The organism is Caballeronia sp. INML2 (genome assembly GCF_023631365.1).
GTDB classification, from domain to species: domain Bacteria; phylum Pseudomonadota; class Gammaproteobacteria; order Burkholderiales; family Burkholderiaceae; genus Caballeronia; species Caballeronia turbans.
In genome coordinates, this window is sequence record NZ_JALQDH010000029.1 from 1 (window position 1) to 25,569 (window position 25,569).

The 25,569-nt window shown below is 63.6% G+C and carries 22 protein-coding genes, 1 tRNA gene and 1 riboswitch; of the genes, 15 read left to right on the top strand and 8 right to left on the bottom strand.

From position 1 onward, the window contains the following. Nucleotides 1-222: 222 nt before the first annotated feature. Nucleotides 223-705, bottom strand: a complete 483-nt coding sequence (gene nrdR, locus NCT32_RS11320) for a transcriptional regulator NrdR (RefSeq protein ID WP_061121281.1) — start codon at nt 703-705, stop codon at nt 223-225. An 18-nt stretch (nt 706-723) separates the two neighbouring features. Continuing rightward, complete coding sequence (gene glyA / locus NCT32_RS11325; protein WP_250477062.1) at nt 724-1,971, bottom strand: serine hydroxymethyltransferase; 1,248 nt, start codon at nt 1,969-1,971, stop codon at nt 724-726. A 166-nt stretch (nt 1,972-2,137) separates the two neighbouring features. After that, a riboswitch (ZMP/ZTP riboswitch) is annotated at nt 2,138-2,236 on the bottom strand. Nucleotides 2,237-2,442: 206 nt separating this feature from the next. Between glyA and ydfG the strand changes: the two genes are divergently transcribed. The 11 genes from ydfG (at nt 2,443) to NCT32_RS11380 (ending at nt 11,191) form a co-directional block, all read left to right on the top strand. After that, nucleotides 2,443-3,189 (top strand): bifunctional NADP-dependent 3-hydroxy acid dehydrogenase/3-hydroxypropionate dehydrogenase YdfG, encoded by a 747-nt coding sequence (gene ydfG, locus NCT32_RS11330; RefSeq protein ID WP_250490297.1) that lies wholly within the window; start codon nt 2,443-2,445, stop codon nt 3,187-3,189. A gap of 127 nt (nt 3,190-3,316) precedes the next feature. Further along, nucleotides 3,317-3,754 (top strand): tol-pal system-associated acyl-CoA thioesterase, encoded by a 438-nt coding sequence (gene ybgC / locus NCT32_RS11335; protein WP_250477064.1) that lies wholly within the window; start codon nt 3,317-3,319, stop codon nt 3,752-3,754. 190 nt (nt 3,755-3,944) lie between these two features. Further along, nucleotides 3,945-4,622: a protein TolQ gene (gene tolQ, locus NCT32_RS11340; protein WP_061121284.1), complete on the top strand. Its 678-nt coding sequence runs from the start codon at nt 3,945-3,947 to the stop codon at nt 4,620-4,622. A 13-nt stretch (nt 4,623-4,635) separates the two neighbouring features. Continuing rightward, complete coding sequence (gene tolR / locus NCT32_RS11345) at nt 4,636-5,079, top strand: protein TolR (RefSeq protein WP_061121285.1); 444 nt, start codon at nt 4,636-4,638, stop codon at nt 5,077-5,079. Next, complete coding sequence (tolA, locus tag NCT32_RS11350; RefSeq protein ID WP_061121286.1) at nt 5,076-6,170, top strand: cell envelope integrity protein TolA; 1,095 nt, start codon at nt 5,076-5,078, stop codon at nt 6,168-6,170. The genes tolR and tolA overlap by 4 nt, the downstream gene beginning before the upstream one ends. A gap of 118 nt (nt 6,171-6,288) precedes the next feature. Continuing rightward, the gene (tolB, locus tag NCT32_RS11355) at nt 6,289-7,581 is read left to right on the top strand and encodes a Tol-Pal system beta propeller repeat protein TolB (RefSeq protein ID WP_061121287.1); all 1,293 of its coding nucleotides are present in this window, start codon (nt 6,289-6,291) and stop codon (nt 7,579-7,581) included. A 55-nt stretch (nt 7,582-7,636) separates the two neighbouring features. Further along, entirely contained in the window at nt 7,637-8,143 is a 507-nt protein-coding gene (gene pal, locus NCT32_RS11360) for a peptidoglycan-associated lipoprotein Pal (protein WP_008342807.1), read from the top strand. A gap of 36 nt (nt 8,144-8,179) precedes the next feature. Beyond that, a complete protein-coding gene (gene ybgF, locus NCT32_RS11365) occupies nt 8,180-8,929 on the top strand; it encodes a tol-pal system protein YbgF (RefSeq protein WP_250490305.1) in 750 nt (249 codons plus the stop codon). Nucleotides 8,930-9,073: 144 nt separating this feature from the next. Further along, nucleotides 9,074-9,149: transfer RNA gene (locus tag NCT32_RS11370), tRNA-Lys, on the top strand. Nucleotides 9,150-9,284: 135 nt separating this feature from the next. After that, nucleotides 9,285-10,370, top strand: coding sequence for a YafY family protein (locus NCT32_RS11375; protein ID WP_250490298.1), 1,086 nt, complete (start codon nt 9,285-9,287; stop codon nt 10,368-10,370). Then, entirely contained in the window at nt 10,367-11,191 is an 825-nt protein-coding gene (locus tag NCT32_RS11380; RefSeq protein WP_250490299.1) for a Sir2 family NAD-dependent protein deacetylase, read from the top strand. Before NCT32_RS11375 ends, NCT32_RS11380 begins: the two co-directional genes overlap by 4 nt. Here the strand turns inward: NCT32_RS11380 and NCT32_RS11385 are convergent. Beyond that, on the bottom strand, nt 11,179-14,637 hold the full coding sequence (locus tag NCT32_RS11385) for a YhaN family protein (protein ID WP_250490300.1): 3,459 nt from the start codon (nt 14,635-14,637) through the stop codon (nt 11,179-11,181). The two genes, NCT32_RS11380 and NCT32_RS11385, sit on opposite strands and share 13 nt — an antisense overlap. A gap of 3 nt (nt 14,638-14,640) precedes the next feature. Continuing rightward, nucleotides 14,641-15,897, bottom strand: a complete 1,257-nt coding sequence (locus NCT32_RS11390; protein ID WP_250490301.1) for a DNA repair exonuclease — start codon at nt 15,895-15,897, stop codon at nt 14,641-14,643. Between the two features lie 171 nt (nt 15,898-16,068). Between NCT32_RS11390 and NCT32_RS11395 the strand changes: the two genes are divergently transcribed. Next, nucleotides 16,069-16,323 (top strand): hypothetical protein, encoded by a 255-nt coding sequence (locus tag NCT32_RS11395; protein WP_250490302.1) that lies wholly within the window; start codon nt 16,069-16,071, stop codon nt 16,321-16,323. On the opposite strand, the gene rsmA is transcribed toward NCT32_RS11395, so the two are convergent. The 4 genes from rsmA to NCT32_RS11415 all read right to left on the bottom strand — a co-directional run bounded on the left by rsmA (nt 16,305) and on the right by NCT32_RS11415 (nt 22,014). After that, the gene (rsmA, locus tag NCT32_RS11400) at nt 16,305-17,129 is read right to left on the bottom strand and encodes a 16S rRNA (adenine(1518)-N(6)/adenine(1519)-N(6))-dimethyltransferase RsmA (protein WP_250490303.1); all 825 of its coding nucleotides are present in this window, start codon (nt 17,127-17,129) and stop codon (nt 16,305-16,307) included. The genes NCT32_RS11395 and rsmA overlap by 19 nt on opposite strands. Nucleotides 17,130-17,162: 33 nt before the next feature. Further along, the gene (pdxA, locus tag NCT32_RS11405) at nt 17,163-18,155 is read right to left on the bottom strand and encodes a 4-hydroxythreonine-4-phosphate dehydrogenase PdxA (protein WP_250490304.1); all 993 of its coding nucleotides are present in this window, start codon (nt 18,153-18,155) and stop codon (nt 17,163-17,165) included. Nucleotides 18,156-18,159: 4 nt separating this feature from the next. Beyond that, nucleotides 18,160-19,503, bottom strand: coding sequence for a peptidylprolyl isomerase (locus tag NCT32_RS11410; protein WP_250490306.1), 1,344 nt, complete (start codon nt 19,501-19,503; stop codon nt 18,160-18,162). 120 nt (nt 19,504-19,623) lie between these two features. After that, nucleotides 19,624-22,014, bottom strand: coding sequence for an LPS-assembly protein LptD (locus NCT32_RS11415; RefSeq protein ID WP_061121297.1), 2,391 nt, complete (start codon nt 22,012-22,014; stop codon nt 19,624-19,626). 228 nt (nt 22,015-22,242) lie between these two features. On the opposite strand from NCT32_RS11415, the gene NCT32_RS11420 reads away from it, so the two are divergent. The 3 genes from NCT32_RS11420 (at nt 22,243) to purB (ending at nt 25,451) form a co-directional block, all read left to right on the top strand. After that, complete coding sequence (locus NCT32_RS11420) at nt 22,243-23,268, top strand: aminoglycoside phosphotransferase family protein (protein ID WP_061121298.1); 1,026 nt, start codon at nt 22,243-22,245, stop codon at nt 23,266-23,268. Nucleotides 23,269-23,275: 7 nt separating this feature from the next. Beyond that, nucleotides 23,276-23,977: an N-acetylmuramate alpha-1-phosphate uridylyltransferase MurU gene (gene murU / locus NCT32_RS11425; RefSeq protein WP_061121299.1), complete on the top strand. Its 702-nt coding sequence runs from the start codon at nt 23,276-23,278 to the stop codon at nt 23,975-23,977. Nucleotides 23,978-24,062: 85 nt separating this feature from the next. Next, nucleotides 24,063-25,451, top strand: coding sequence for an adenylosuccinate lyase (gene purB / locus NCT32_RS11430; protein ID WP_061121300.1), 1,389 nt, complete (start codon nt 24,063-24,065; stop codon nt 25,449-25,451). Nucleotides 25,452-25,569 lie beyond the last annotated feature (118 nt).

The window sequence follows — 25,569 nt, forward strand, 5'->3', positions numbered from 1 at the left end:
CCAACCCGCGAATATCAGCATGATCCACCGTCGAGACTTACTGCTACGTCGCCCTCAGGAAATTCGGCAAGATGCGCCCATCAACAAACCCAAAACCGATCGCTATTGACAGGCGGAGTCATATCAGCCGAATGGACGAGTGTTCACGCCATTCGATGCCCGGCACACTGCGCGAGCGAACGGCAAGAATTCAGGCTTGGGAGGGAAAAGATGCGGAAAGGATCAGCGCTTGCGCGAGCTCGATTTCTTCGGCGCGGCGCGCCGGAATTCTTCGAGCACGTCTTCGAATTCGGAGACGTCTTCGAAACGCTTGTAGACGGAGGCGAAACGCACGTAGGCGATGGTATCGAGCTGTCGCAGCTCGTTCATGACGAGTTCGCCGAGGCGTTCGCTCTGCACTTCGCGCTCGCCGCTGCCGAGCAACTGATACTCGATGCGGGACGCGGCGGCGTCGATCGCGTCGGCTGCGACCGGACGCTTTCTCAGCGCAAGCTGCATGCTCGCGACGATCTTGCGACGGTCGAACTCGGTGCGGCTGCCGTCTTTCTTGACGACAGTCGGCAGCGCCAGTTCGACGCGCTCATACGTGGTGAAGCGCTTGTCGCACGCGGGACAGCGCCTTCGCCGCCGAATGGCGGCGCCATCCTCCGACACGCGAGAATCCACGACCTGTGTATCTTCGTGTCGGCAGAATGGGCAGCGCATCGGCGTTGGGCTCGCGAATTAACGGTAGACCGGGAAACGCTTGGTCAGATCGGCCACTTGTGCGCGCACGCGCTCGATCGTCGCCTGGTCTTCCGGATTGTCGAGCACGTCGGCGATCAAGTTGCCGACGATCTCAGCTTCCTTCGTGCCGAACCCGCGCGTGGTCATCGCGGGCGAGCCGAGGCGCACGCCGCTCGTGACGAACGGCTTTTCCGGATCGTTCGGAATGGCGTTCTTGTTGACTGTGATGTGCGCGGCGCCGAGCGCGGCTTCGGCGGCCTTGCCGGTGATCTTTTTCGCGCGCAGATCGACGAGCATCACGTGGCTTTCGGTACGGCCCGACACGATGCGCAAGCCGCGCTTCACGAGCGTTTCCGCAAGCACGCGCGCGTTGTCGATCACGGCCTGTTGATACGTCTTGAATTCCGGCGACAGCGCTTCCTTGAACGCCACAGCCTTCGCGGCGATCACGTGCATGAGCGGTCCGCCCTGAATGCCCGGGAAAATCGCCGAGTTGATCTGTTTCTCGAACTCGGCCTTCATCAGGATCACGCCGCCGCGCGGGCCGCGCAGGCTCTTGTGCGTCGTCGTGGTGACGAAATCGGCGTGCGGCACCGGGTTCGGATATACGCCCGCTGCGACGAGACCGGCGTAGTGCGCCATGTCGACCATGAAGTAAGCGCCGACGCTCTTCGCGATCTTCGACAGACGCTCGAAGTCGATCTTCAGCGCAAACGCCGACGCGCCTGCGACGATCAGCTTCGGCTTGTGTTCCTTGGCGAGCGCTTCGGTCTTTTCGTAGTCGATGTCTTCGGCCTCGTTCAGGCCGTAGCTCACGACGTTGAACCACTTGCCCGACATGTTGACCGGCGAGCCGTGCGTCAGGTGACCGCCTTCGGCGAGGCTCATGCCCATGATCGTGTCGCCCGGCTTGAGCACGGCGAAGAACACGCCCTGATTGGCTTGCGAGCCCGAGTTCGGCTGGACGTTCGCTGCTTCGGCGCCGAAGAGCTGTTTCACGCGGTCGATCGCGAGTTGCTCGACGATGTCGACATACTCGCAGCCGCCGTAGTAGCGCTTGCCGGGATAGCCTTCGGCGTATTTGTTCGTGAGTTGCGAGCCCTGCGCGGCCATCACGGCCGGGCTCGTGTAGTTTTCCGACGCGATCAGCTCGATGTGATCTTCCTGGCGACGGTTTTCCTGCTCGATCGCCTTGAGCAATTCGGGATCGACATTGGCGAGGGTACTTTCGGCTCTGTCAAACATACGTTTTCCGTAAGATCAAAACAGGTTGACCGGATCGCGCGTGCGCCACGTTCGAAGCAGACGCAAAAGACGCTGGAAACCGATGGAGTCCAGGCGCGACGGATAGAGGATGAATCCGGTTTCGCGGAACGGACAGCCACCGGCAACGCAGCGACGGCGTGCGGATCTCAGCTGCCCAGGCGAACGGCAAAACGACGCTCCGCGCTTCCTGGTGGGTCGCTCCACCTTGAATCCGAAGATTCTATCGCCAGTCACGCGGGGTTTGAGCGTTGTAGTGTAATGGGCGGGCAGCCTTTAGGCAACCGGATCCCCGACCATTTCCCGGCACGAATCGACGCGATTAAAGCACGATCGTTCGCGTGTGTCATTGCTTGCCGCGCCGCATCAATGGAAGTACCCTTTGCGCCGTCGACGGACGCGCTCCCCGGCGCGTTTCGGCTTTATACATCTCATCCCGTTCGGAGTCCGCTCATGATCGTTTTTGTCACCGGCGCGTCTGCCGGATTTGGCGCCGCCATTGCGCGCACTTTCGTGAAAGGCGGCCATCGCGTGATCGCCGCCGCGCGCCGCAAGGAACGGCTCGTCGCGCTGTCGAACGAGCTCGGCGACGCGCTTCTGCCGGTCGAGCTCGACGTGCGCGACGAAAACGCGGTGCGCAACGCCATAGCGTCGCTGCCGGAAGCGTTCGCCCAGATCGATGTCCTCGTGAACAACGCCGGTCTCGCGCTCGGTCTCGAACCCGCGCAACGCGCGAATCTCGACGACTGGAAGAACATGATCGACACGAACTGCACGGGTCTCGTGACCGTCACGCACGCGATCCTGCCGGGCATGATCGAGCGGAATCGCGGCCACGTGTTCAATATGGGCTCGGTGGCCGGCACGTATCCGTACATCGGCGGCAATGTCTATGGCGCGTCCAAGGCGTTCGTGCGGCAGTTCAGCCTGAACCTGCGTGCCGACGTCGCCGGCACCGCGCTGCGCGTGACCGACATCGAACCGGGACTGGTCGGCGGCACCGAGTTTTCCAACGTGCGCTTCAAGGGCGACGACAGCAAGGCCGCGACCGTCTACAAGGACGTACAGGCGCTCACACCCGAGGACATCGCCGATGCGATCTACTGGATCGCGACGCGCCCGGCGCACGTCAATATCAACGCGATCGAGATGATGCCGATCGCCCAAACCTTCGCACCGTTGCAAATTCACCGCGGCTGATTCGGGGATTTGCCTAAGGATTTGGCAGTCGTGCTTCCGGTTCCGGTAAAATGCCGCCGATGAATATTTGTCAAAAAGCAAGCCGGAGCGTGCTCGAGCGCCTCCGCGCGTGCGGAGCGGCGCAAAGGTGAGTGATCCGTTGACTTTCGAATGGCCGGTTCGGGTGTATTACGAGGACACCGACGCCGGCGGCATCGTCTTCTACGCGAACTACCTGAAGTTCTTCGAGCGGGCGCGCACCGAATGGCTGCGCGCGTGCGGCATCGACCAGCAGCGCCTCGCGGATTCGAACGGCATTGTGTTCGTCGTGAGACGCACGTCTGTCGATTATTCGTCGCCGGCGCGTCTGGACGACGTCATTCGCGTCGTGAGCCGCATCGAGCGGCTCGGCCGTGCGTCGGTGGATTTTCATCAGGAAGCGTGGCGCGATGGCGTTCTGCTCGCGAGCGGCGACATTCGCATAGCGTCGGTGAATCGCGCGTCGGTTCGTCCAGCCGCCATTCCCGATGCCGTGCTCGACGGATTGAAACGCGGCCCGCACGCCACGCTCGTCACCGCGTCATGAGGCGCGAACCCGGATCGCGCCTGAACGATGAACTCATCGCATCCCGAAGCGAACCAAGGGCATCGGGAACAGAGGAAGCACTAACGACCAAGAGCCTGCCACGGCGCGGCTTTCGTTTGATTCACATCCTTTTCACGAAAGCATGACGCTTTGACCGGACGCCCCTTTCGGGACGTAACAGCCGACCTTTATGAACAATACACAAGACCTGTCGATCATTTCTCTCGTCATTCACGCGAGCCTGCTCGCGCAGGCCGTGATGGCGCTGCTGCTGCTCCTCTCGCTGCTGTCGTGGACCTTCATTTTCCGCAAGTGGTTTGCCATTCGGCGCGCGCGCGCGCAAACCGAGCGTTTCGAGCGCGATTTCTGGTCGGGCGGCGACTTGCAGGCGCTCTATCAGAGCGCGGCGAACAACCGTCACACCATCGGCGCTCTCGAGCGTATCTTCGAATCCGGCATGCGCGAATTCCTGAAGGGCAAGGAGCGCCGCATCACCGACCCCGGCGCGATCCTCGACGGCTCCCGCCGCGCGATGCGCGCCGCCTTCCAGCGCGAAATGGACGTGCTCGAGGCGAATCTCGCGTTTCTCGCTTCGGTCGGCTCGGTGAGTCCGTATATCGGTCTCTTCGGCACCGTCTGGGGCATCATGAACTCCTTCCGCGGACTCGCCAACGTGCAACAGGCGACGCTCGCGAACGTGGCGCCGGGCATCGCCGAGGCGCTCGTCGCAACCGCGATCGGCCTCTTCGCCGCGATCCCGGCCGTGGTCGCATACAACCGTTACGCGCACGATATCGATCGCCTGGCGATCCGTTTCGAGACCTTCATCGAAGAGTTCTCCAACATCCTGCAGCGTCAGGCGCACTAAGCAAGGAGTCGCGATGGCAGGCCCCATTCGTTCCAGCATGCGCGGCAGTTCGCGCCGCGCAATGTCCGACATCAACGTCGTGCCGTATATCGACGTGATGCTCGTGCTGCTCGTCATCTTCATGGTGACGGCGCCGCTCGTTTCGCCGTCCATCATCAATTTGCCGACCGTCGGCAACGCGCAACCGCAGGAGCAGCAGCCGCCGCTCGTCATCAACATCAAGGCGGACGGCAGCATGAACGTCCGGTACAAGGAAGACGGCGGCGCGACGCAGGAGCAGAAGATGACGAAGGAAGAGCTGAATACCTTCGTGCTCAATCGTCAGGAGTCGCATCCGGATCAGCCCGTCGTGATCGCGGCGGACAAGACCGTGAAGTATGAAGTCGTGATGAACGTGATGTCCGATATGAAGGCGCGCGGCGTGAAGCGCGTCGGATTGCTCGTCAAATCGCAATGACCCTTTTGCACAGGCAGACACGCGCATCGTCCGCGCGACCGATTCGCCCGCCGCGCGAGCGTGGCACGGGCAAGGCGTTCGCGCTCGCGGCGTTGATGCACCTGCTGCTCGGCTGGCTGCTGTACCACGGCATCAACTGGCAGAACAACACGCCCGCGGGCTCGGAAGCGGAGATCTGGACAGAGATTCCGGATACGTCCACACCGACGCCCCGCCCCGCCCCGCCACCGCCTGCGCCAGTGAAGGTGCAGCCCGCGCCGCCGCCCGCGAAGGACGAGGACGCGGACATCGCGTTGCAGGAGAAGAAGCGCAAGCAGCAGGAAGCGGCCGCGCGTGAGGCGCAGCTCGCGGAGCAGCGCCGTCAACAGGAGCAGGCGCGTCAGGAAGCGGAAGAAAAGCGTCAGCAGCAACTCGCTGCGCAAGCCGCCGCCCAGAAGGCGATGCAGGACAAACAGAAGCAGATCGAGCAGCAGCGTCAGGCCGAACTGCAAAAGCAGCAACAGAAGGCGCAGCAGGACAAGCAGCGCCAGCAACAGCAGGCCGAAGCGCAGAAGCAGGAACAGCTCAAGGAGCAGAAGGAACAGCAGCAGGAAGCCAAGGCGAAGGCCGATGCCCAAGCGAAGGCCAAGGCTGAAGCCGACGCGAAAGCGAAGGCGGCGGCGCAGGCGAAAGCCAAGGCCGATGCGGAATCGAAGGCCAAGCTCGACGCCGAGCGCAAGGCTCGCCTCTCGCAACTGCAAGGTCAGTTGGGCGGCGGTACGGCGGGCAGCGGCGAAGGGCTCGCCAAGAGCGGCACGGGCAAGGGCGCGGGCGGCAATGCAACCTCGCCGGGATACGCCGAGAAGGTGCAGCGCCGCGTGCGGCCGAACATCCATTGGGGCGGCGAAACCGCCGGGCTTGAAACGGTTGTTTCAGTCCGCTGCTCACCGACGGGCACACTGCTATCCGCATCCATCACCCGTTCGAGCGGCAACGAGCAATGGGACGCGGCGGCGTTGCGTGCAGTACAGAATTCCGACCCGATGCCCGTCGATATCGACGGCAAGGCGCCCGGCTCATTCACGATCACGCTGCGCCCGGCCGGAGGCTGATCCAGTGCTCGCGCGATCGACATGAGAGCCGCTTTGGGTGGGAACGAATTGTGCGACCGCGGGTCTGTTCTGCAGTCCGCGGACACTTGAAAACGCTTTTATCTGGAACCTATACAGCATGAGTTTGATGACGAAGCTTGGCCTGAAAACGCTGGTCGCATCCTGCCTGATCGCAGCCGGCACCGCCGCACACGCCCAGTTGAACGTACTCGTGACCGGCGTCGGTTCGACCCAGTTTCCGATCGCGACAGCCAATTTCGCCAATGAAGCGAGTTCGCCGCAGCAGGTCAGCGCGATCATTCGCCAGGATCTGCAGAGAAGCGGCAAGTTCACGAATATCGACGCGGGCGGCACGCCGGTGTCGGAGACCGATTCGGTCGATCTCGGCGCCTGGAAGGCAAAAGGCGCAGATGCGTTCGTGTCGGGCAGCGTGAACAAGCTGCCGAACGGCCAGTACGAAGTGCGCTTCCGTCTCTACGACACCGTCAAGCAGCAGAATCTGGGCGGCCTGTCGCTCGTCAGCGCCGAAAGCGGCCTGCGCATGAGCGCGCACAAGATCGCGGACTACATCTATGCGAAGCTGCTCGGCGGCCGCGGCGTGTTCGCGACGCGGCTGTCGTATGTGATCCAGACGGGCGGCCGCTACCAGTTGCAGATTTCGGATTCGGACGGACAGGACGCGAAGATCGCGCTTTCCAGCCCGGAGCCGATCATCTCGCCGGCGTGGTCGCCGGACGGCACGAAGGTGGCATACGTGTCGTTCGAAAAGAAGAAGCCGGTGGTGTACATCCACGACCTGCCGACGGGACGTCGCGTGGTCGTGTCGAATCAGAAGGGCAACAACAGTGCCCCGGCGTGGTCGCCCGATGGCCGCAAGCTCGCGGTCGCGCTCTCGCGCACCGGCAACACGCAGATTTTCGAAGTCAACGCAGACGGCTCCGGCCTGCGCCGTCTGACACAAGGCAGCTCCATCGACACCGAGCCGTACTACTCTCCTGATGGCAACTCGATTTATTTCACGAGCGATCGCGGCGGCCAACCGCAGATCTACAAGATGCCGGCGGCGGGTGAAAGCGCCGGCGCGGCCCAGCGGGTCACGTTTGCAGGCGCGTACAACACGAGCCCGCGCGTGAGTCCGGACGGCAAGCAACTTGCGTACATTTCGCGCACTGGCGGCGGCTTCAAGCTGTATCTGCAGGACCTCGCGTCCGGCACGGCGACGGGGCTGACCGACACGACGCATGACGAATCGCCGAGCTTCGCGGCGAATGGTCAGTACATCCTCTACGCCACCCAAGTGAACGGACGTGGCGTGTTGGCAGCCGTTTCGACCGACGGTCGTACGCGGCAAGTCTTGTCCGTACAGGGCGGTGTGGTGCGCGAGCCGTCCTGGGGTCCGTTCATGCAATAAGTCCAGCAATAACGTTTCACAAACAACGTTCAGCTACAACACAAGGAGAGGTACCATGATGTCGAAACTTCGTATCGGCCTGGCAGTTGCGATGGTCGGCGCATTGGCGGCGTGTCACTCGGGCGTGAAGCTCGATGAAGGCCAGAACAAAGGTGCAGTCGGCACGCAGCCGAACCCGACGGACGTAAAGCAGGTCAACATCGACCCGCTGAACGACCCGAACAGCCCGCTCGCGAAGCGCAGCATCTATTTCGACTTCGACAGCTATGCCGTGAAGGACGACTATCAGCCGCTGCTGCAACAACACTCGTCGTACCTGAAGAGCCATCCGGAGCGTCACGTCCTGATCCAGGGCAACACCGACGAGCGTGGCACGAGCGAGTACAACCTGGCGCTCGGCCAGAAGCGTGCGGAAGCCGTGCGTCGCGCAATGTCGCTGATGGGCGTCGCCGATTCGCAGATGGAAGCCGTGAGCCTCGGCAAGGAAAAGCCGACGGCGACGGGTCACGACGAATCGTCGTGGGCACAGAACCGCCGTGCGGACCTCGTGTACCAGCAGTAATCAACTTAACGTAACCAGTCACGGGTGAGTCGCCCTATGTTGTATCGCTTTCCCTTGCTGCGCATGGCCGCAGCCGCGTGCGTACTCGGTTCGACGATGCTGAGCGTGCCCGCGCACGCCGGCGTCTTCGACGACAACGAAGCGCGTAAAGCCGTGCTCGACCTGCGCACGAAAACTGACAGCCTGTCCAGTCAGTTGCAGGCGGCACAGCGCACGATCCTCGATCAATCGAACCGTATCGACCAGCTCAATCAGCAGGTCGCGACGCTTCGCGGCCAGAACGAGGATCTGGCCAACCAGGTCGGAACCCTGCAGAAGCAGCAGAAGGACTATTACGCCGATCTCGACACGCGCTTGAAGAAGTTCGAGCCGCAGCAGGAGACGATCGACGGCATGACCGGTTCTGTGCAGCCTGGCGAGACGGAAGCGTTCAACGCAGCGTCGACTCAATTCCGTAACGGTGACTACAAGAATGCCGCGGCGTCCTTCAAGGCATTCGTGACGAAGTATCCGCAGAGCCCGTATCAGCCCACTGCCCGTTACTGGCTCGGCAATGCGCTCTATGCACAGCGCGACTACAAGGGATCGACGGCGATCTGGCAGGATCTGGTGAAGAGCTACCCGACGCATCCGCGAGCGCCCGAGGCATTGCTCGCAATCGCGAACAACCAGATCGAGCAAGGTCAGAAGGCGGCTGCCAAGCAGACGCTTCAGCAGATCATCTCGCAGTACGCCGGTACGGAAGTCGCGCAGACCGCGCAAAGCAAGATGTCGCAGGTGAAGTAAGCGAAGCGTCATCGTTTCGCGCCTCTCGAGGAGAATGCCCGCGCGCAACGAAGCCGCGGGCGTTTTTCTTTCGAGAATCAGGCTCTTCTTCGATGAACCGGGTTGACGGTTCTCCGAATTTGAGATTATAATTTTGCCTCTTTCGGGTCGTTAGCTCAGCTGGTAGAGCAGCGGACTTTTAATCCGTTGGTCACAGGTTCGAATCCCGTACGGCCTACCAAGTATCAGGTAAGAAGCCCAGTCATTGCGACTGGGCTTTTTGCTTTGCACGCCCGATTCGTCTCTACGGTCATCGAGACACAAATTGTCTCAACCCTTCCTATAATCGGAGTCATTCCCGCCACGTTCCAGCGCCATGACCTCCAGCCTCGATGAAGCCATTCTCCGCGTGCTGCCCACCGAACGGGACGCAACCGCTTGGCTCTCGACGCCCGAAATCCGCAGGCGTCTCGAAGAGCGCGGCCATCGCGTCGGGTACACGAAGAAGGTGCAGCGCCATCTGACCGCGCTGGAAGCCGATGCGCGTGTCGTGTCGATGCTCAACGGCCGCGAACTGCTCTGGCAGCGCAAGCCGTGGCTGCACGGGTTGCAGGAAGGCGTCAGCGGGCTGATGAGCGCGTCGGAAGCGGTGGCGTTTCACATCCTTCAGCGCTTCGCGGGCAACAAGCTGCCGAACGCCGTGACGCGCGACATCGATCCGCTCTTCAAGGCTGCCGAATCGCGGCTGTCGCAGGAAAAGGCGGACAGCCGCATTTATCGCGCGTGGGCGGACAAGATCGATTCCGTCGATGGCGCCTTCACGCTGATTCGCCCGAAGCTGCGTCCGGAGATCTTTCAGACTGTCGCGACCGCTACGTTCTTCGAGCGTGAACTGCTCGTGCAATATCGCCCGGCGTACAAGGCGGAGCAACAGCCCGAACAAGGCAACGATCCGAAGACGAAGACACTCTGGCCGCTTGCGCTCGTCGAATCGGCCGGCGTGATGTACATGGTCGCGCAAGACCCGAATCGCGCGCCGCGTCCGGAGAAAGGCGAAACGGAATGGACGCGCGCGCTCTACCGGCTCGATCGCATCCGCTCGGTGGCGGAGTCCGGCGAATCCTTCACGTACCCCGAAGACTTCAAGCTGCGCAAATACATCGAGACGCAGCAGGTGTTCGACTTCCTGCCCGAGCCGCCGGTGCTGCTCGAACTCGCCTTCGAAGGCAACGCGGGTAATCAGTTGCGCGAATCGCCGATGTCGAAGGATCAGCAAATCGACACCCTTCCCAATGGCCGCATGAAAGTCACGGGCACCGTGACGCCGAGTCTCAAGCTGCGCTGGTGGCTGCGCGCGCTGGGCGCGGGCGTCGAGATTCTCGCGCCGCAAGGTCTGCGCGATGAATTCGCGGAAGACTATCGCAAGCTCGCGAGCCGCTATGTTCAGGCAGACCCGCAATGAACGACGCCGCGCACTTCGAGCAGGCAAGTGAATGGATTCGTCATGCCGACGGCCTGCTGATCACCGCGGGCGCGGGCATGGGCGTCGACTCCGGGCTGCCGGATTTTCGCGGTCCTGAAGGCTTCTGGCGCGCGTACCCGGCGTTGCGGCATCACGGCTTTTCGTTCGAGGAGATGGCAAATCCCGAAGGCTTCGTGCGGCATCCGCGGCTCGCGTGGGGCTTTTATGGGCACCGACTCGCGCTGTATCGCGCGACCGCGCCGCATGACGGCTTCCATGTGCTGAAGCGCTGGGCCGCGCGCATGCCGCACGGCGCGTTCGTCTTTACGAGCAATGTCGATGGCCAGTTCCAGCGCGCGGGCTTCGCGCCCGAGCGCGTGGCCGAGTGTCACGGCGCGATCGATTCGCTGCAATGCATTGACGCTTGCACGAACGACATCTGGTCCGCCGAGGGCTTCGATCCGATCGTCGACGAGGCGCGCTGCGAGCTCGTCAACGACATGCCGCGCTGCCCGCATTGCGGCGCGCTCGCGCGTCCGAACATCCTCATGTTCGGCGACTGGAACTGGATCGACACGCACACCGCGCAACAGGAGCAAAGGCTGGCCGCCTGGCTTCACGGCGTGACGAGCCTCGTGGTCGTCGAGCTTGGCGCGGGGCGCGCGCTGCCGACGGTCCGGCGCTTCAGCGAGCGCAACGGACCGCGCGCGATCCGCATCAATCCGCGCGAGCACGCGATTGCGCCGGGCTTGGGCGTAGGCATCGCCGGCGGCGCGCGCGAGACGCTGATGCGGCTCGACCGCATGCTTCAGCCCATATAACGCACGTTGACCTGCGGCCCGAACACGTCGCGCACGATATCGACCAAATGGTCGTGATGGCTCAGGAAGATCACCTGCGTGCGTTTGGCGATCTGCGCGAGCACGCGCAGGCCGGCACGCGCGCGGCCATCGTCGAAATTGATGAAGAGATCGTCGGCGACGAACGGCAACGCCGACGCCTTCTCGCCATGTTCTTCCAGCGCCGCGAGCCGCAGCGCGAGATAGAGCTGATCGCGCGTGCCTTCGCTCATCCCGGCGATGTCGACGTGTTCGCCGCTCGCGCGGATCGCGGACAGCGCCATCGGCTGTCGATCGTAGTCGACGACGAGCCGCGAGAACATGCCAAGCGTGAGCTCCGAGAAGATCGTGCTCGCGCGTGAGAGCATCGGGCCCTGACGGCGCTCGCGATAGCGGTCGATCGCCCACTTGAGCAGCGTCGAAGCCGTCTCGACCTTCACGAAGCGTTCGGCGGCATCGGCCATCGCGGCGAGCGCTTCCTGGCGCTTCGCTTCGGCGCGCGCCGCATTCGCTTCGCCTGCAATGGCGTCGAGTTCCCGGCGTGCGGCATCGAGCGCGGTTGCGGTGTCGGTCGCGATTTTCACGGACTCGGTGAGCGCCGCGCCGATACGCGACAGCTCCGCCTGCACGTTCGGCATGTCCGCGCCCTCCACTTCCGCGACGAGTTCGTCGAGCGACAGGCCATCGCCGCCCTTGATGAGCGCGGCGCGCGCGTCGTCCACATCGGCGATCAGCTCGCGCTTTTTCTGCGACTGAACGATCAACGCCTGGAGCACGTCGGGCGTATCGACGCCGGCGAGATCGTAGAGCGGACGCAGCATGGCCTTCGCTGCTTCCACGTCGGCGCGGGCGTGGCTCACCTGTTCGCTCGCCGACGCATGCTCCTTCTTCAAGCGCTTCAGTTCGGCGTGTGCGGCAGACGCGCGATCGAGGCGTGCCGACAGCTCCGTCGCGATCGCGTTCGCATCGAATGTTGCGAGCGATTCGTCGAGTTCGCGCGCGAGTTGCGATGCCTCGGCGTCGAGTGCGGCGAGTTCGGCGCGCCTGGCGTCGATCTGTCCGCTGCGGATGGTTTCGATCTGCGTCAACTGCTCGCCGATCCTCTTCACGATCTCGATGGCCGCTTCGGCCGCCGCCTGCGAATCCGCCACATTCGCGAAACCCGCTTTCGCGATCGCCTCCGACCACTCGCGTTGCCAGCGCTCGAATGCCTCGCGAGCCGCTTTCGCAGCGCCTTGCCGCGCGATGCGCTCGGCGTGCGTTTCGTCGAGTTGCGTCGAGAGATGACGCCGCTTCATCGCCGCCTCGTCGATCGCGCCGATGTGCGTCTCCGCCACGTCGCACAACATGTCGAGATCGGCGCGCGCGTCGGTCTGTGCGCCCGCTTCCGCGAGATGTCGCGCGAGTTCGTCGCGCCGCGCGTCGGAATCGGCGGATTCGCGCGCGAGTTCTTCGGTGCGCGCATCGAGCGCCTGCGCCGCCGCCAGCGCCTTGTCGCGCGATGCGATCCATGACGGCGCTTCGTCGAGCGACATGTCCGCGATATGCGATTGCGCGGCGAGCGCGCGCCACGCGTCGTCGAATGTCGTCAGCGCCGATTCGGCTTCGCGCGCGCTCTGTTCGCGCCGCGCGAGCGTCGATTCTTCGCTCGCGACACGGCGCTTCAATGCCGCAAGCTGCGTCGCGTAACCGACAGAGCCGAGCTGACGATCGGCCAAGCCATCCGCAGAATGCATCGCAGTTTCGAAGCCGGATGCGGCGTCATCGAGCGCCAAGTCGCCGGACTTGATCGCATGCCACGCCGCATCGCGCGACGCGCGTGCTTCGCGCACCTGATCGCCCGTCACGACATCGTGTGTTTCGACCAGATCGTCGAGCTCGGTGCGCGTGACGTGGAGCGTGTCCTGCCCTTCCTTCGCGCGATCGGCCGCGAGCGTCAGCCGCGCGACCAGATCCTGCCGTTCCGCGCGCAGTGCGGCGAGGCGCTCGGCTGTCGGGAGCGACAGCGCCTTCAATTCGTCGATGGAGCGTGACCATCGGCCGAGCGACGCCATGTTCGCGTCGAGCAGTTGCTTCGCGTCGCGCTTCGCGTCTTCGAGGCGCTTCATCGCCGCGCTCTTGTCGCGATATTTCTGCGCCGCGCGCAACGCGGCACGCAGACCCGGCGACACATCGCCGGCCGCGATCGCTGCCAGCTTCGATTTCAGCGTATCGATCTGCGCCGCGCATTCGTCGGCTGACTGTTCAGCGTTGCGCGCGGCGAGTTCGAGTTCGCCGCGCTCCAGCATCAGACTCGTGACCGTTTGCAGCGGGAGCGCGCCCGGCATTGCGCGGCGCGTGCCCGCCTCGTCTTGCGGCCACCCGAGTTGCGTGCCGTCCCGTGCGACTTGCTTCAGGCGCATCGCGACTTCCTGTTCGAGCCGCGCGATTTCGCTCGCGTGATTCGCGCAGCGCTGTCCCGTGGCGTCGAGGGCACGAATGCGCGCCTGCGCGGCGAGAAGCGCATGATCGATATGGACCGCGCCCAGATCCGCCTGCAACTGTTCGGCTTTTTTCGCGTATACGTCGAGCGCGCTCTGCGCGGCCGCGTGCCGCTTCAGCGCGCCTTGCAACGTCGCTTCGGCGTTCGCGGGCAGATCGACGACATCGCCCAGTTCGCGCAATTCCGCTGCCTTCTCGCGCCACACGTTCATATACGGTGCGACGCGCCTCACCCGTTCGAGCTTGCCGCGCTGTGCTTCGAGTTCCGCGCGGCGCGCGTCCTGCTCGCGGCGCCTTTCTTCCGCTTCTTCGACGGCGTCATGCGCGCGCGTCCACTTCGCGGTGCGCACGCTGGCCAGTTTCAGTTCGTCGGTGGCTTCGTCGTATTGCTTACGGTGGATGTTGTACGCACAGCCTGACTTGCGCTTCGCCCACAGGCCGTCGGCTTCTTCCGCGAGACGCTGGCGCACGTCGCCCAGGCTTGCGATACCCGCCGCCGACTGAAACAGAACCTGCCCGACATCGCTCGATGCATCGAGAATGGCGTCGCCACCGCGCCGAAGCGCCTCGTGATTCAGACAGTACATCTGCTCGAAGAAACCCTTGTCGGCCGCGCCGAGAAACGCTGCCAAAGCGTCGGCGGGCAGCGCGTCGCCGTTCGGCGCATTCAGCGACGACTTACGGCTCTTCGTGCGATGAAACGCGAACGTCTCGCCGCTCGTTTCGATCGACGCACCGAGCCGCAGATCGCTTTGCGGATGCACGAACGCGAGCGGCGAGCTGTGCGGCATGCCGAAGAGCAGCTCGGAAATGGCGTTCTTGATGGTCGATTTGCCGGCCTCGTTCGGACCGACGACGAAGTGGAAATCAAGTTCCACCGCCGGAAACTCGACGGCGTGATCGGTGAACTTGCCGTAGCGGATGAGTTCGAGCTTGCCGATGCGCATGGCTTACTCCGCGTCCGACAACTGCGCGATCAGCCCCGAGCGCACTTCGCCGACGAGCCTCGCGAGTTCGCCGTTGCGCACGTGCTCAAGTTCGGGCACCGACTTATGCAATTCGCTCGGCGCTTGCGCGGCCAGCGCGATGAGCCGTTCCTTCAGCATGCTCAAAAACTCAGGGTCCGATTCGGCTTCGATCAGAAGGCCGTGAAGATCGGCGAGCGCATCGGTGCGGCCGGTTGCCGGTTCGCTGCGCGCGAGCGGCTCGGTCGCGATCTTCACTTTTTCGAGCCACAGCCGGTCGTGGCTGATCGCCGCGATCTGCGCGAGCACTTCCACGCGCAGTTGCGTCTCCAGTCCGAACAGCTCGCCGTGCGCCTGTGTCGCGCCGGTGATCGTTACGCGCACCGCGTGCGGCACCGACGACGCGGAAGACTCGACGAGCGCTTCGAGCGCACGCCCGACAGCCAGCGCGACTTCATCGAGCGTGCTTGCCTGCGATACGTCCACCGTCACGGATTCCCAACGCAGCACGTCGATGAAAAGCCGCTCGACGCTCACCTCCTCCGTATCCGACACCGTGACGATCACCGCGCCGCGCCTGCCCGTCTCGCGGATATTGCGCCCTTGCAGATTGCCCGGAAAAACGATGGTCGATGCGTCCTGCCACATCGCGTAATCGTGCACGTGACCGAGCGCCCAGTAGTGATATTCCTTCGCGTGCAGTTCGGCGACGGAGCACGGCGCGTAGCTCGCGTGCATCGAGCCGCCCTCGAGCGCCGTATGCAGCACGCCGATATTGAAATACCCCGCGACAGGCGACGGATACGCGGTGACGAGATTCGTCGTGACCGCCTTTTCCTTGAAGCTGTGACCGTGCAACGCGACCTTCAGATCGTCGATGCGAAACGTCTGCGGCTTTCTCGTCGAGAACGTGTGGACGTTGTCGGGCAATCGGAGTTGACTCGTCATCTCGCTCTCGGCGTCGTGATTGCCGAAGAGCACGTAGACCGGAATGCCCGCGCGACGCAGCCGGCCCATTTCGCGGCAAAAGAAGATGCCCGTGTTGTGATCGCGCCAGGTGCCGTCGTAGAGATCGCCTGCGATCACCATGAAATCGACCTGTTCGTCGATCGCCGCCGACACGAGCTTCGAGAAGGCCTCGCGCGTGGCGTTGCGCAGCATGTCCGCGGGTGCGTCCGCGTAGGCGGAAAGGCCGTGCAACGGGCTGTCGAGATGGATGTCCGCCGCGTGAATAAAGCGCATGCTGTCTTCCCTTGAAGGATGTCTTTTCTGTCCCGCACCGATGGGGACGACGATCGTAGCAGCCGATCCGGACACATCGCGTCCCGATCGACGTTGCGTGTTCGGGACGCCGAATGTCCCTTCCCGCTCGCAGAATCGGCCGCTCGGATTCAACGCGACACGAGGATAACGATGAACGAAACACTCGAGCGGCACGCCACGATCACGAGCCCTTACACGCTCAGGAATGTCGATGCCGCGATCGGGCATCTGGAGCGTGTGCTGTCGGCGGAAGGTGCGAATTCGCTGTTCGGCCAGACCTACTGGCGCACGCGCGTGCAACAGGTGAGCGCGACGCGCGGCTTGCAACGCGAACAGCGCGCGCGACTTGAACGGCTGATGAAATTGCTGACGGATGGCGGCTGCGTTCAGACCTTCGAGCGCTGAACCGCCTGCGCCAGCGCGACGAATTCCGCCACCGGCACTTCTTCGGCGCGGCGCGTGAGATCGAAGCCGAGGGCGTCGAAATCGATCGTGTCGCGATACGCGCCCAAGTTGTTTCGCAGCACCTTGCGGCGTTGCGCGAACGCGGCCTTCACGACGTCGCTCAATACGGTTTCGTCGACCTCGGGCAACTCGTGCGGTGCGAAAGGAATCATGCGCACGATCGCGGAATTCACCTTCGGCGGCGGATTGAACGATTGGGGCGGCACGTCGAGAAGCTTGTCCATCACGTAGCGGTATTGCAGCATCACCGAGAGACGCCCGTAATCCTTGCTCGCGGGCTCGGCGATCATGCGGTCCACCACTTCGTCCTGCAACATGAAGTGCTGGTCGATCACCTTGTGCGCAAACGTCGTCAGGTGAAACAGCAGCGGACTGGAAATGTTGTACGGCAGATTGCCGACGATGCGCAGCGTCGGCTTTTCGTTGTCCTCGCCTTCGAGCGCGAGCGACGCGAAATCGAAATCGAGCGCATCGGCGGAATGCACGACGAGCCTGTCGCCGAAACGCTTTTCCAGACGGCCGATCAGATCGCGATCCAGTTCGACCGCATGCAGCGGCGACTCGGGCGTGGCGAGCCGCGCGATCAGCGGCTCGGTGAGCGCCGCGAGGCCCGGCCCGATCTCCACCATGCGCTCGCCGCGTTTCGGCGCGATCACATCGACGATGGAATCGATCACGCCCTGATCGACTAGGAAGTTTTGCCCGAAGCGCTTGCGCGCGAAATGGCCTTGATGTTTGGTCGACATACTCGTTTGAAGGAAGCGGCGCGCGGCGCCGGATCACGCCGCGCGCGTGTGACGCTTGTGACGCGCCATCGTGACGGCGGCGTCGATCGCGGCGATCATGCTGCCCGGATCGGCGCGGCCGGTGCCCGCGAGATCGAGCGCGGTGCCGTGATCCACCGACGTGCGGATGATCGGCAAGCCGAGCGTCACGTTGATGCCCTCGCCGAACGTCGCGTACTTCAGCACCGGCAAGCCTTGATCGTGGAACATCGCGAGCACGCAATCGGCGTCTTGCAGATAGCGCGGCTGGAACAGCGTGTCGGCGGGATACGGTCCGGGCGCGTCGATGCCGAGCGTGCGCGCGCGTTCGAGCGCAGGCGTGATGACGTCGATTTCCTCGCGGCCCAGATAACCGTTCTCGCCCGCGTGCGGATTGAGACCGGTGACGAGAATGCGCGGCGCGGACAAACCGAAATGCGCGCGCAGATCGTGATCGATGATCGTGAGCGTCTCGACGAGGCCATCGATGGTCAGCGCCGCGGACACATCCTTCAGCGGCAAATGCGTGGTCGCGAGCGCGACGCGCAACGGACGCTCGCTCGACCCCGCCAGCATCATCACGACGCGCGGCGTGTTCGTGCGCTCGGCGAGGTATTCGGTATGGCCGGTGAAGGGAACGCCGGCATCGTTGATGGTGCTCTTTTGCAGCGGCGCGGTGACGATGGCATCGAACCGGCCGGAAACAGCGCCGTCGATGGCGGCATCGAGCAGACCCAGCACATAGCGCCCGTTCGCCGCATTCAGCTTGCCCGGTTCGGCAGGCACGGCGAGCGCGTGATGCTCGATCTCGACCTCGCCGTGCGACGCTTGCCAGCCCGCGCCGGCGCGCGCTTCGAGCAGCGCACGGTCGCCGAGCACCGTGAAGTGCGCCGACGGCCAGCGCTCGCGCGCCTGCCTGAGTGCCGCCGCCGTCAGTTCCGGGCCGACGCCCGCCGGCTCGCCAGTCGTAATGGCGATGGCGAGCGGTCGGGCGTCGGCGGTGCTCATGCTGTTACTGCTGCTGGGCAGCGATGCCCTTGTATTGCACGTACGCGGTGTCGCGCAGTTCGCGCAGCCAGTCGGAGTACGCCTGCTCGGCTTTGCGCTGGCCGATCGCCTGACGCGCGATGTCGAGCTGCTGCGACGCCGATCCTTCCGCTTCGCGGCGACCGAGCACCTGAATCAGGTGATAGCCGTACTCGCTGCGCACCGGATCGCTGACCGCGCCGTCCTGGAGATTGTTCATCGCCCGCTCGAACTCGGGCACCGTCTCGCCCGGGCTGATCCAGCCGAGATCGCCGCCTTGCGACGCCGAGCCGTCCTGCGAATACGTACGCGCGAAGTTGGCGAAATCGCCGCCCGACGCGACTTGCTGCTTGATGTCGAGCAGCTTCTGGCGCGCGGCTTGTTCGGACATGCCGTCCGACACGCGCAGCAGGATGTGGCGCACGTGCGTCTGCACGAGCTTGGGCGCATCGGCGGCGGTGCCTTGGCTCGCGCGGCGATCCACCAGCTTGATGATCTCGAAGCCGCCGTCGGTGCGCAAAAGCGTGGGGACGACCTGGCCCGGACGCAACGTCGAAACCGCGTTCACGATACCCGCCGGCAACGTGCCGGGCGTACGGAAACCGAGATCGCCGCCCTTGCTGGCGTCGGTGTCCTGCGAATTCTGCTTGGCCAGTTTGGCGAAATCCTCGCCGCCTTGCGCCTGCTTGAGCACGGCGTCGGCCTGAGCCTGGACCTTCGCGACTTCGCTGTCAGGCGCATCCGACGGCAGCTTGAACATGATGTGCTGAAGGCGCAGATCACTCGTATTGCGCGCGCCCGGACCGCGCTGACTGGCGATGTAGTTCGCCACTTCGCCGTCGGACACGGTGATTTTGCTATCGACTTCCTTCTCACGCAGCTTCGAGAGCGTCAACTCCGTGCGCGCGTCGCGCGTGAAGGTGGACCAGGGCACGCCCTGCGCTTCGATGCGCGCGCGGTACACGTCGAGCGTCATCTGATTTTGCTGCGCGAGACGCGCGAGCGTGCGGTTGACGGTGGCGTCGTCGATGACGATGCCGTCTTCCTTCGCCTTCTGGAGCTGAATGCGCTCGAGCACCATCTGATCGAGCACTTGCCGCTGCATCTGGTCCGCGGGCGGCACCGGCGCGTTCTGCTGCTGAAGACGCTTGGCGATGAGCGCCGTGCGCTCTTCCAGCTCGCGCCGGGTGATGACGCCGTCGTTCACCACCGCGACGACGGAATCGGCGACCTGCGTATTGCGATTCGACAACGCCTGCGCACCGGCCGGCGAACTCAGGATTAGCGCGCCGGTCAGCACGCCCGCTGCGATTGCCATCGATCGAAACATATTCACGTTTGCCACAGATACTCCATCAAATACGGGCTTCGCCCGTTCGTGTCCTGCCTGTACATGCTGCTCATGCTGCTCTGCCTGTCGCTGAATGCCGCGCGAACGCCCGGTCAGGCTTTACTCGTAATCGCTGTACCGGGAGAGCGGCGGCGCTGCCGGCGGCGGCGGCTGATAACCCTGGACGCTCGCGCGGAACGCGCTCACGAGGCCGTTGTCGACGTTCGACAAGCCCTTGAACGTCAATTGCGCGAGCACGCGCGTGCCCGACGAAGGCTGGCCCTGCGTGTTCACGCCGTTGGCATAGCGCTGCATGCCGAAGCCGAACGCCCAGCAGTCGGCATCGTACTGGAAGCCCAGAAGCCCGTCGACGAGACGATGGCTCGCGAGATCGTAATTTACGCGGCCGACGGCGTAGAGGCGATTCGTGAGCGGCCACTCAGCCGACAACAGGATCTGGTTGATCGGCTCGTTCACCAGCGTGGTCTGGTTGGAACGCGTGTAGCGGTAGCCGATGTTGATTACCTTGCGCTCCGCCGGACTGAACGCAAAACCGATGCTCGAGCGCACGAGCTGGTTGTTGTCCACATTATATTGGAACGCGGTTTCCGAGGCGAAACCAGCGCCCAGCTTGATGGCCGCGCCCGCGATCAGGTCCGAGTGCTTCGCCTGGTCGGGCAATTGGCCCGGCGTGATGGTGACGCGCTGGCTCTGGAAATAGTACTGTTGCGCGATGACGAAACGCGCGCGCTCGTCGCCCGTCGCCGGATTGATGAAGCGCGTCGTCAGGCCGGCCGTAATGCGGTTCGCATCCGCGATCCGGTCGTTGCCGACGAAGGTGTTCGGCGTGTAGATCTCGGCCAGGCCGAAGTCGGCTTCGGCGGTATCGAAAATCGGCGCGAAGTCCTGATTGTGATACGGCGTGTAGACGTAGTAGAGCCGCGGTTCCAGCGTCTGGATGTAATCCTGGCCGAAGAGCCGCACCGAGCGGTCGAACACGAGCCCCGTATCGAAGCTGAGGGTCGGAATCGACTCGGTGAAATTCTTGGGCTGCCCCGCCACCGGCGGCGACGAGCCCGCAACCTGGGTCGTCGCGATGTGGCTCAGATCGTACGACGCGAAGTGCCATTGCACCTTCGGCGTGACGAAATAGCCCGGCGCATTGATCCCGTAACTCAGGTACGGGTTGAAGTACAGGCGGTTGCCGTCGGTGGCGCCATCGGTCGTGATCGTGAAGCGCGTCGTGTCCAGTTCCGCGCCGTAGTCGAAGCCGCCGACGTTGTACTTGTTGTACTGAACGTTCACCTGCGGCTCGCGCGCATAGGGCGGAACCGACGGCTGCAGCGTCTGCCAGCGCTGTTCGCGCGCGAGGACGGACCACGGGCCGTTGTTATACGTGAGCCCCGCTTCCTGCTGATACAGGAGCTGCGTGCCGTTCAGGAACTGATTCGACGCGTTGCCCAGGTCTTCCGGATATTGATCGTCCGAAACCTTGTTGTAATTGACGTAGCCGCCGAAGCCGTTGCCGAAGTTCTGGCGATGCTGCCAGAAGATCGCGTAACGATTCGTGTGCGTCACCCGGTCGTTCGGCAGATAGTCGCCGGTAAACGAGCCCGAGTAGGTCGGCGACAGGTAGCGGTAGGTCGCTTCGCCCAGCACGCCGCGCTTCGTCATGATGCGCGGCGTGACAGTCAGATCGCGATTCGGCGCGATATTGAAATAGTACGGAATCGTCGCTTCGAAGCCGGTCGTCGAACTGAGCGAGAAGGTCGGCGGCAACAGGCCGCTGCGACGGTCGCCCGTGAGCGGAAACGACAGCCACGGGCTCCCGAAAACCGGCACGCCCTGAAAGAACAGCACGCCGTTGTGTGCAATGCCCTCTTCGGCGCCGGTGTCGAAATCGAACGACGTACCCTTGATGTACCAGGCCGGATCGGATTCGCACTGACAGGCGGTATAGGTGCCGTGATCGATGCGCGCGCGCTCGTCGTCGATCATGTCGACGCGCTCGGCGCTGCCCGAGCCGCCCGTCAGGTTGAAGTGATATTTCGGGTTCGTCATGAACCCTTCGTTGGCCTCGACCTTCAGATGCGCTTCCGGGCCGACGAACGACACGCCGTTGTTGATCAGCCTGACATTGCCGAAAGCATCGGCCATGTCCGTATCCTGATCGTAATGCAGCGCGTCGCCCTTGATGACCGTCACCGTGCGCCGGATCTCCGCCGAGCCCTTCGCCGCCATGTCTTCGTCGGTGGTGCCGGTCGCCTTGTCGCTCAGCAGGAACGTCGAAGGCTGCTGGCCGCTCTGCAGCGGACGCTCTTCGAGTTGCGGTGCGAGACGCAGACTGCCGGGGCCGTCGAGCGGCTGAGGATACGCGGCGTCGCCCACGAGCTGGGCATGTGCAAGAGCCGGCATCAGGCCTGGAACGGACAGAAGCGCGACGACGAGCCGCCGCCTGCGTGGCTGAGCGTCGCCTTGGATTTTCGATACGGGAAACTGTCGTGGCGGCATGTATGGGTGGCGGTTCGATCCCGTTCGCGTCCCACGCGCCCGATGCCGCCGGGCAGGCGGCCGCGCCCTTTCCGCAGTCACGAACTTGACGGTCCGTTGCAAAGCAGGGACGACACTCGATCGAACGGTGACGCTCACAGTCGTCGGGGGCCTGGCGCCAGGCGTGAAACGGATCGCTTAAAAAAGTCGTGGGGTATTATATGGCAAGATGTTTGACCCCTCGAATTTATGACGCACATTCCCTCCGACGCCCGTCTGAATCAGCTTCGCTCGTGGCTTGAAAGTTTCGCCGGACCGTACCGGCTGAACATCGCGAGTCTCGCTCCCGCCTCCGCCGACGCCAGCTTTCGCCGATATTTCCGGCTGGAGAGCGATTCGGAGCATGGCAAGACGCTCATCGCCGTCGATGCGCCGCCGCCCGAAAAATGCCGCGAGTTCGTGCAGGTCGCCGGGCTGCTCGAAGCGGCGAACGTGCATGTGCCGAAAATTCTCGAAGCCGATTTCGATGCCGGCTTCATGCTCGTGACCGATCTCGGCACGACGACTTACATTTCCGTTCTCGACGAAAAAAACGCGCGGCCGATGATGCGCGCCGCGATCGACACGGTGATTCGCTTCCAGCAGACCGCGCGCGAAGGCGTGCTGCCTTCGTTCGACGAGGCGTTCCTGCGCCGCGAGATGGAACTGATGCCTGAATGGTTCATCGGCCGACATCTAGGCCGCGAAGTCACCGCGGACGAACGCAAGACGCTCGACAATACTTTCACGCTGCTCGTGCAGAGCGCGCTCGCGCAGCCGCAGACCTTCATGCTGCGCGATTTCATGCCGCGCAATCTGATGGTGTGCGAGCCGAACCCGGGCGTGCTGGACTTTCAGGACGCAGTCTACGGGCCGATCACGTACGACATGGCGTCGTTGATGCGCGATGCGTTCATCAGCTGGGAAGAGGCGTTTCAGCTCGATTGCGTCGCCTATTACTGGGAGCGCGCGAAGAAGGCCGGACTGCCCGTCGATGCCGATTTCGGCGAGTTTTATCGCCAGCTCGAATGGATGGGCCTGCAGCGGCACATCAAGGTGCTCGGCCTGTTCGCGCGTATCCATTACCGCGACGGCAAGCCGCAATATCTCGCCGACCTGCCGCGCTTCATCGGCTACGCGCGCAAGGTCGCGGAGCGCTACGCGCCGTTGTGGCCGTTCGCGCGTCTGCTCGATTCGCTGGAAGGCCGCGCGATCGAAGTCGGTTACACCTTCTGAGCTCACGATGACGCACGCTTTGAAAACGGCGATGATCTTCGCCGCCGGCCGTGGCGAACGCATGCGCCCGCTCACCGATACGTGTCCGAAGCCCTTGCTCGAAGTCGGCGGCAAGCCGCTCATCGTGTGGCAGATCGAGCGCCTCGCGGCGGCGGGCGTCGAGGTGATCGTCATCAATCATGCATGGCTCGGCGAGCAGATCGAAGCCGCGCTCGGGTATGGCTCGCGCTGGGGCGTCGAGCTGCGGTATTCGCCCGAGACCGAGGCGCTGGAGACGGCAGGCGGCATCGCACAGGCACGGCATCTGATCGGGGACGGCGTGTTCATCGCGGTGAGCGGCGACGTGTTCTGCGACTTCGACTATGCGAGCTTGCGCGATCACGCCGAAGTGCTGAAGGCGCGCGAGGAACCCGGCATGCATCTCGTGATGGTGCGGAACCCGCCGTTTCATCCCAACGGCGATTTCGCTCTGCGCGACGGCGTGCTCGCACTCGACGGCGAGCCGCGGTACACCTTCGGCAACATCGGCCTGTATGACACGCGCATGTTCCGCGATCTCGCGCCCGGCACGCGCCGCGCGCTGACGCCGTACTACCGCGAAACGATCTCGGCCGGACGCGCGAGCGGCGAACGCTACGACGGCCGCTGGGAAAACGTCGGCACGCCCGCGCAAATTCGCGCACTCGACGACGAACTGCGGGCCCGGTGACCGGCAGGCGCGTCGGGGATTGGGACGCATCCGATGGTAAAATGCGCGGTTCTCCCGTCTTTTCCTTCCGGCCGCGCCCGCAATCATGTCCGATACCCGTCCCGATACCCTCTTCGCGCTCACCGCGCTCTCGCCGCTCGACGGCCGCTATGCCGCCAAGACAGAAGCCCTGCGCGAATGGCTCTCCGAAGCCGCGTTCATGCGGCATCGCGTGACGGTCGAGATTCACTGGCTGATCGCGCTGTCGCGCGCCGGTTTCACTGAAGTGCCGCGCTTTTCCGAGGCGTCCGAGCAATTCCTGCTCAGCCTCACTGAACGTTTCACGGCGCACGACGCAGCGCGCATCAAGGACATCGAGCGCGTCACGAATCACGACGTGAAGGCCGTCGAATATTGGCTCAAGGAGTCGGTCAAGGGTCAGCCGGAACTGGAGCGCGCGAGCGAGTTCATCCACTTCGCATGCACGTCCGAAGACATCAACAACACGTCGCACGGTCTGATGCTTGCCGGCGCACGCGAACACGTGATCCTGCCGGCACTGCGCTCGGTGTACGAACGCCTCGTGAAGCTCGCACACGCGCACGCGGAACAGCCGATGCTCTCACGCACGCACGGTCAGCCGGCCAGCCCGACCACGCTCGGCAAGGAAATCGCCAACGTTGCGGCGCGTCTTTCGCGCGCGATCCAGCGCATCGAGAAGGTCGAACTGCTCGGCAAGATGAACGGCGCGGTCGGCAATTTCAACGCGCATCTGTCGGCGTATCCGGAATTCGATTGGGAAGCGTTCTCGAAGGATGTCGTCGAAAATCGGCTGAAGCTCACGTTCAATCCGTACACGATTCAGATCGAGCCGCACGACTACATGGCCGAGTTGTTCGACGCGGTGGCACGCGCTAATACAATCCTGCTCGACCTCGATCGCGATGTGTGGGGCTACATCTCGCTCGGCTATTTCAAGCAAAAGACGAAGGCGGGCGAAATCGGTTCGTCGACGATGCCGCATAAAGTCAATCCGATCGACTTCGAGAATTCGGAAGGTAATCTTGGCCTCGCGAATGCCACGCTGCGCCATCTCGCCGACAAACTGCCGGTCTCGCGCTGGCAGCGCGACCTGACGGATTCGACCGTGCTGCGCAATATCGGCGTCGCGTTCGGCTATTCGCTGCTCGCTTACGACGCGCTGATCCGCGGCCTCGACAAGCTGGAAATCAACGCGGCGCGCCTGAACGAAGATCTCGACAACACGTGGGAAGTGCTCGCCGAGCCGGTGCAGACGGTGATGCGCCGTTACGGCATCGAAAATCCGTACGAGCAACTGAAGGAACTCACGCGCGGCAAGGGCATCACGCGCGAGGCGCTGCAGACGTTCATCGCGGGTCTGGCGATTCCCGCCGACGCGAAGAAACTGCTGCTCGAGATGACGCCGGGTTCGTACATCGGCAAGGCGGTGGAGTTGGCAAAGCGGATTGCTTGAATCCAGGCCTGGATCCAGAAGTAAAAAAGCCCCGGAAACTTTGAACTGCACCCCAAAAGTTGGACAACCGTCCAACGACTTGGGGTGTTTTTTATGAGCAAGCACAGCGCGCAATTTA

Coding starts and splice junctions, on each gene's coding strand:
- nrdR (WP_061121281.1), bottom strand. CDS start 705: ATGCGCTGCCCATTCTGCCGACACGAAGATACACAGGTCGTGGATTCT.
- glyA (WP_250477062.1), bottom strand. CDS start 1,971: ATGTTTGACAGAGCCGAAAGTACCCTCGCCAATGTCGATCCCGAATTG.
- ydfG (WP_250490297.1), top strand. CDS start 2,443: ATGATCGTTTTTGTCACCGGCGCGTCTGCCGGATTTGGCGCCGCCATT.
- tolQ (WP_061121284.1), top strand. CDS start 3,945: ATGAACAATACACAAGACCTGTCGATCATTTCTCTCGTCATTCACGCG.
- tolR (WP_061121285.1), top strand. CDS start 4,636: ATGGCAGGCCCCATTCGTTCCAGCATGCGCGGCAGTTCGCGCCGCGCA.
- tolA (WP_061121286.1), top strand. CDS start 5,076: ATGACCCTTTTGCACAGGCAGACACGCGCATCGTCCGCGCGACCGATT.
- tolB (WP_061121287.1), top strand. CDS start 6,289: ATGAGTTTGATGACGAAGCTTGGCCTGAAAACGCTGGTCGCATCCTGC.
- pal (WP_008342807.1), top strand. CDS start 7,637: ATGATGTCGAAACTTCGTATCGGCCTGGCAGTTGCGATGGTCGGCGCA.
- ybgF (WP_250490305.1), top strand. CDS start 8,180: ATGTTGTATCGCTTTCCCTTGCTGCGCATGGCCGCAGCCGCGTGCGTA.
- NCT32_RS11375 (WP_250490298.1), top strand. CDS start 9,285: ATGACCTCCAGCCTCGATGAAGCCATTCTCCGCGTGCTGCCCACCGAA.
- NCT32_RS11380 (WP_250490299.1), top strand. CDS start 10,367: ATGAACGACGCCGCGCACTTCGAGCAGGCAAGTGAATGGATTCGTCAT.
- NCT32_RS11385 (WP_250490300.1), bottom strand. CDS start 14,637: ATGCGCATCGGCAAGCTCGAACTCATCCGCTACGGCAAGTTCACCGAT.
- NCT32_RS11390 (WP_250490301.1), bottom strand. CDS start 15,897: ATGCGCTTTATTCACGCGGCGGACATCCATCTCGACAGCCCGTTGCAC.
- NCT32_RS11395 (WP_250490302.1), top strand. CDS start 16,069: ATGAACGAAACACTCGAGCGGCACGCCACGATCACGAGCCCTTACACG.
- rsmA (WP_250490303.1), bottom strand. CDS start 17,129: ATGTCGACCAAACATCAAGGCCATTTCGCGCGCAAGCGCTTCGGGCAA.
- pdxA (WP_250490304.1), bottom strand. CDS start 18,155: ATGAGCACCGCCGACGCCCGACCGCTCGCCATCGCCATTACGACTGGC.
- NCT32_RS11410 (WP_250490306.1), bottom strand. CDS start 19,503: ATGTTTCGATCGATGGCAATCGCAGCGGGCGTGCTGACCGGCGCGCTA.
- NCT32_RS11415 (WP_061121297.1), bottom strand. CDS start 22,014: ATGCCGCCACGACAGTTTCCCGTATCGAAAATCCAAGGCGACGCTCAG.
- NCT32_RS11420 (WP_061121298.1), top strand. CDS start 22,243: ATGACGCACATTCCCTCCGACGCCCGTCTGAATCAGCTTCGCTCGTGG.
- murU (WP_061121299.1), top strand. CDS start 23,276: ATGACGCACGCTTTGAAAACGGCGATGATCTTCGCCGCCGGCCGTGGC.
- purB (WP_061121300.1), top strand. CDS start 24,063: ATGTCCGATACCCGTCCCGATACCCTCTTCGCGCTCACCGCGCTCTCG.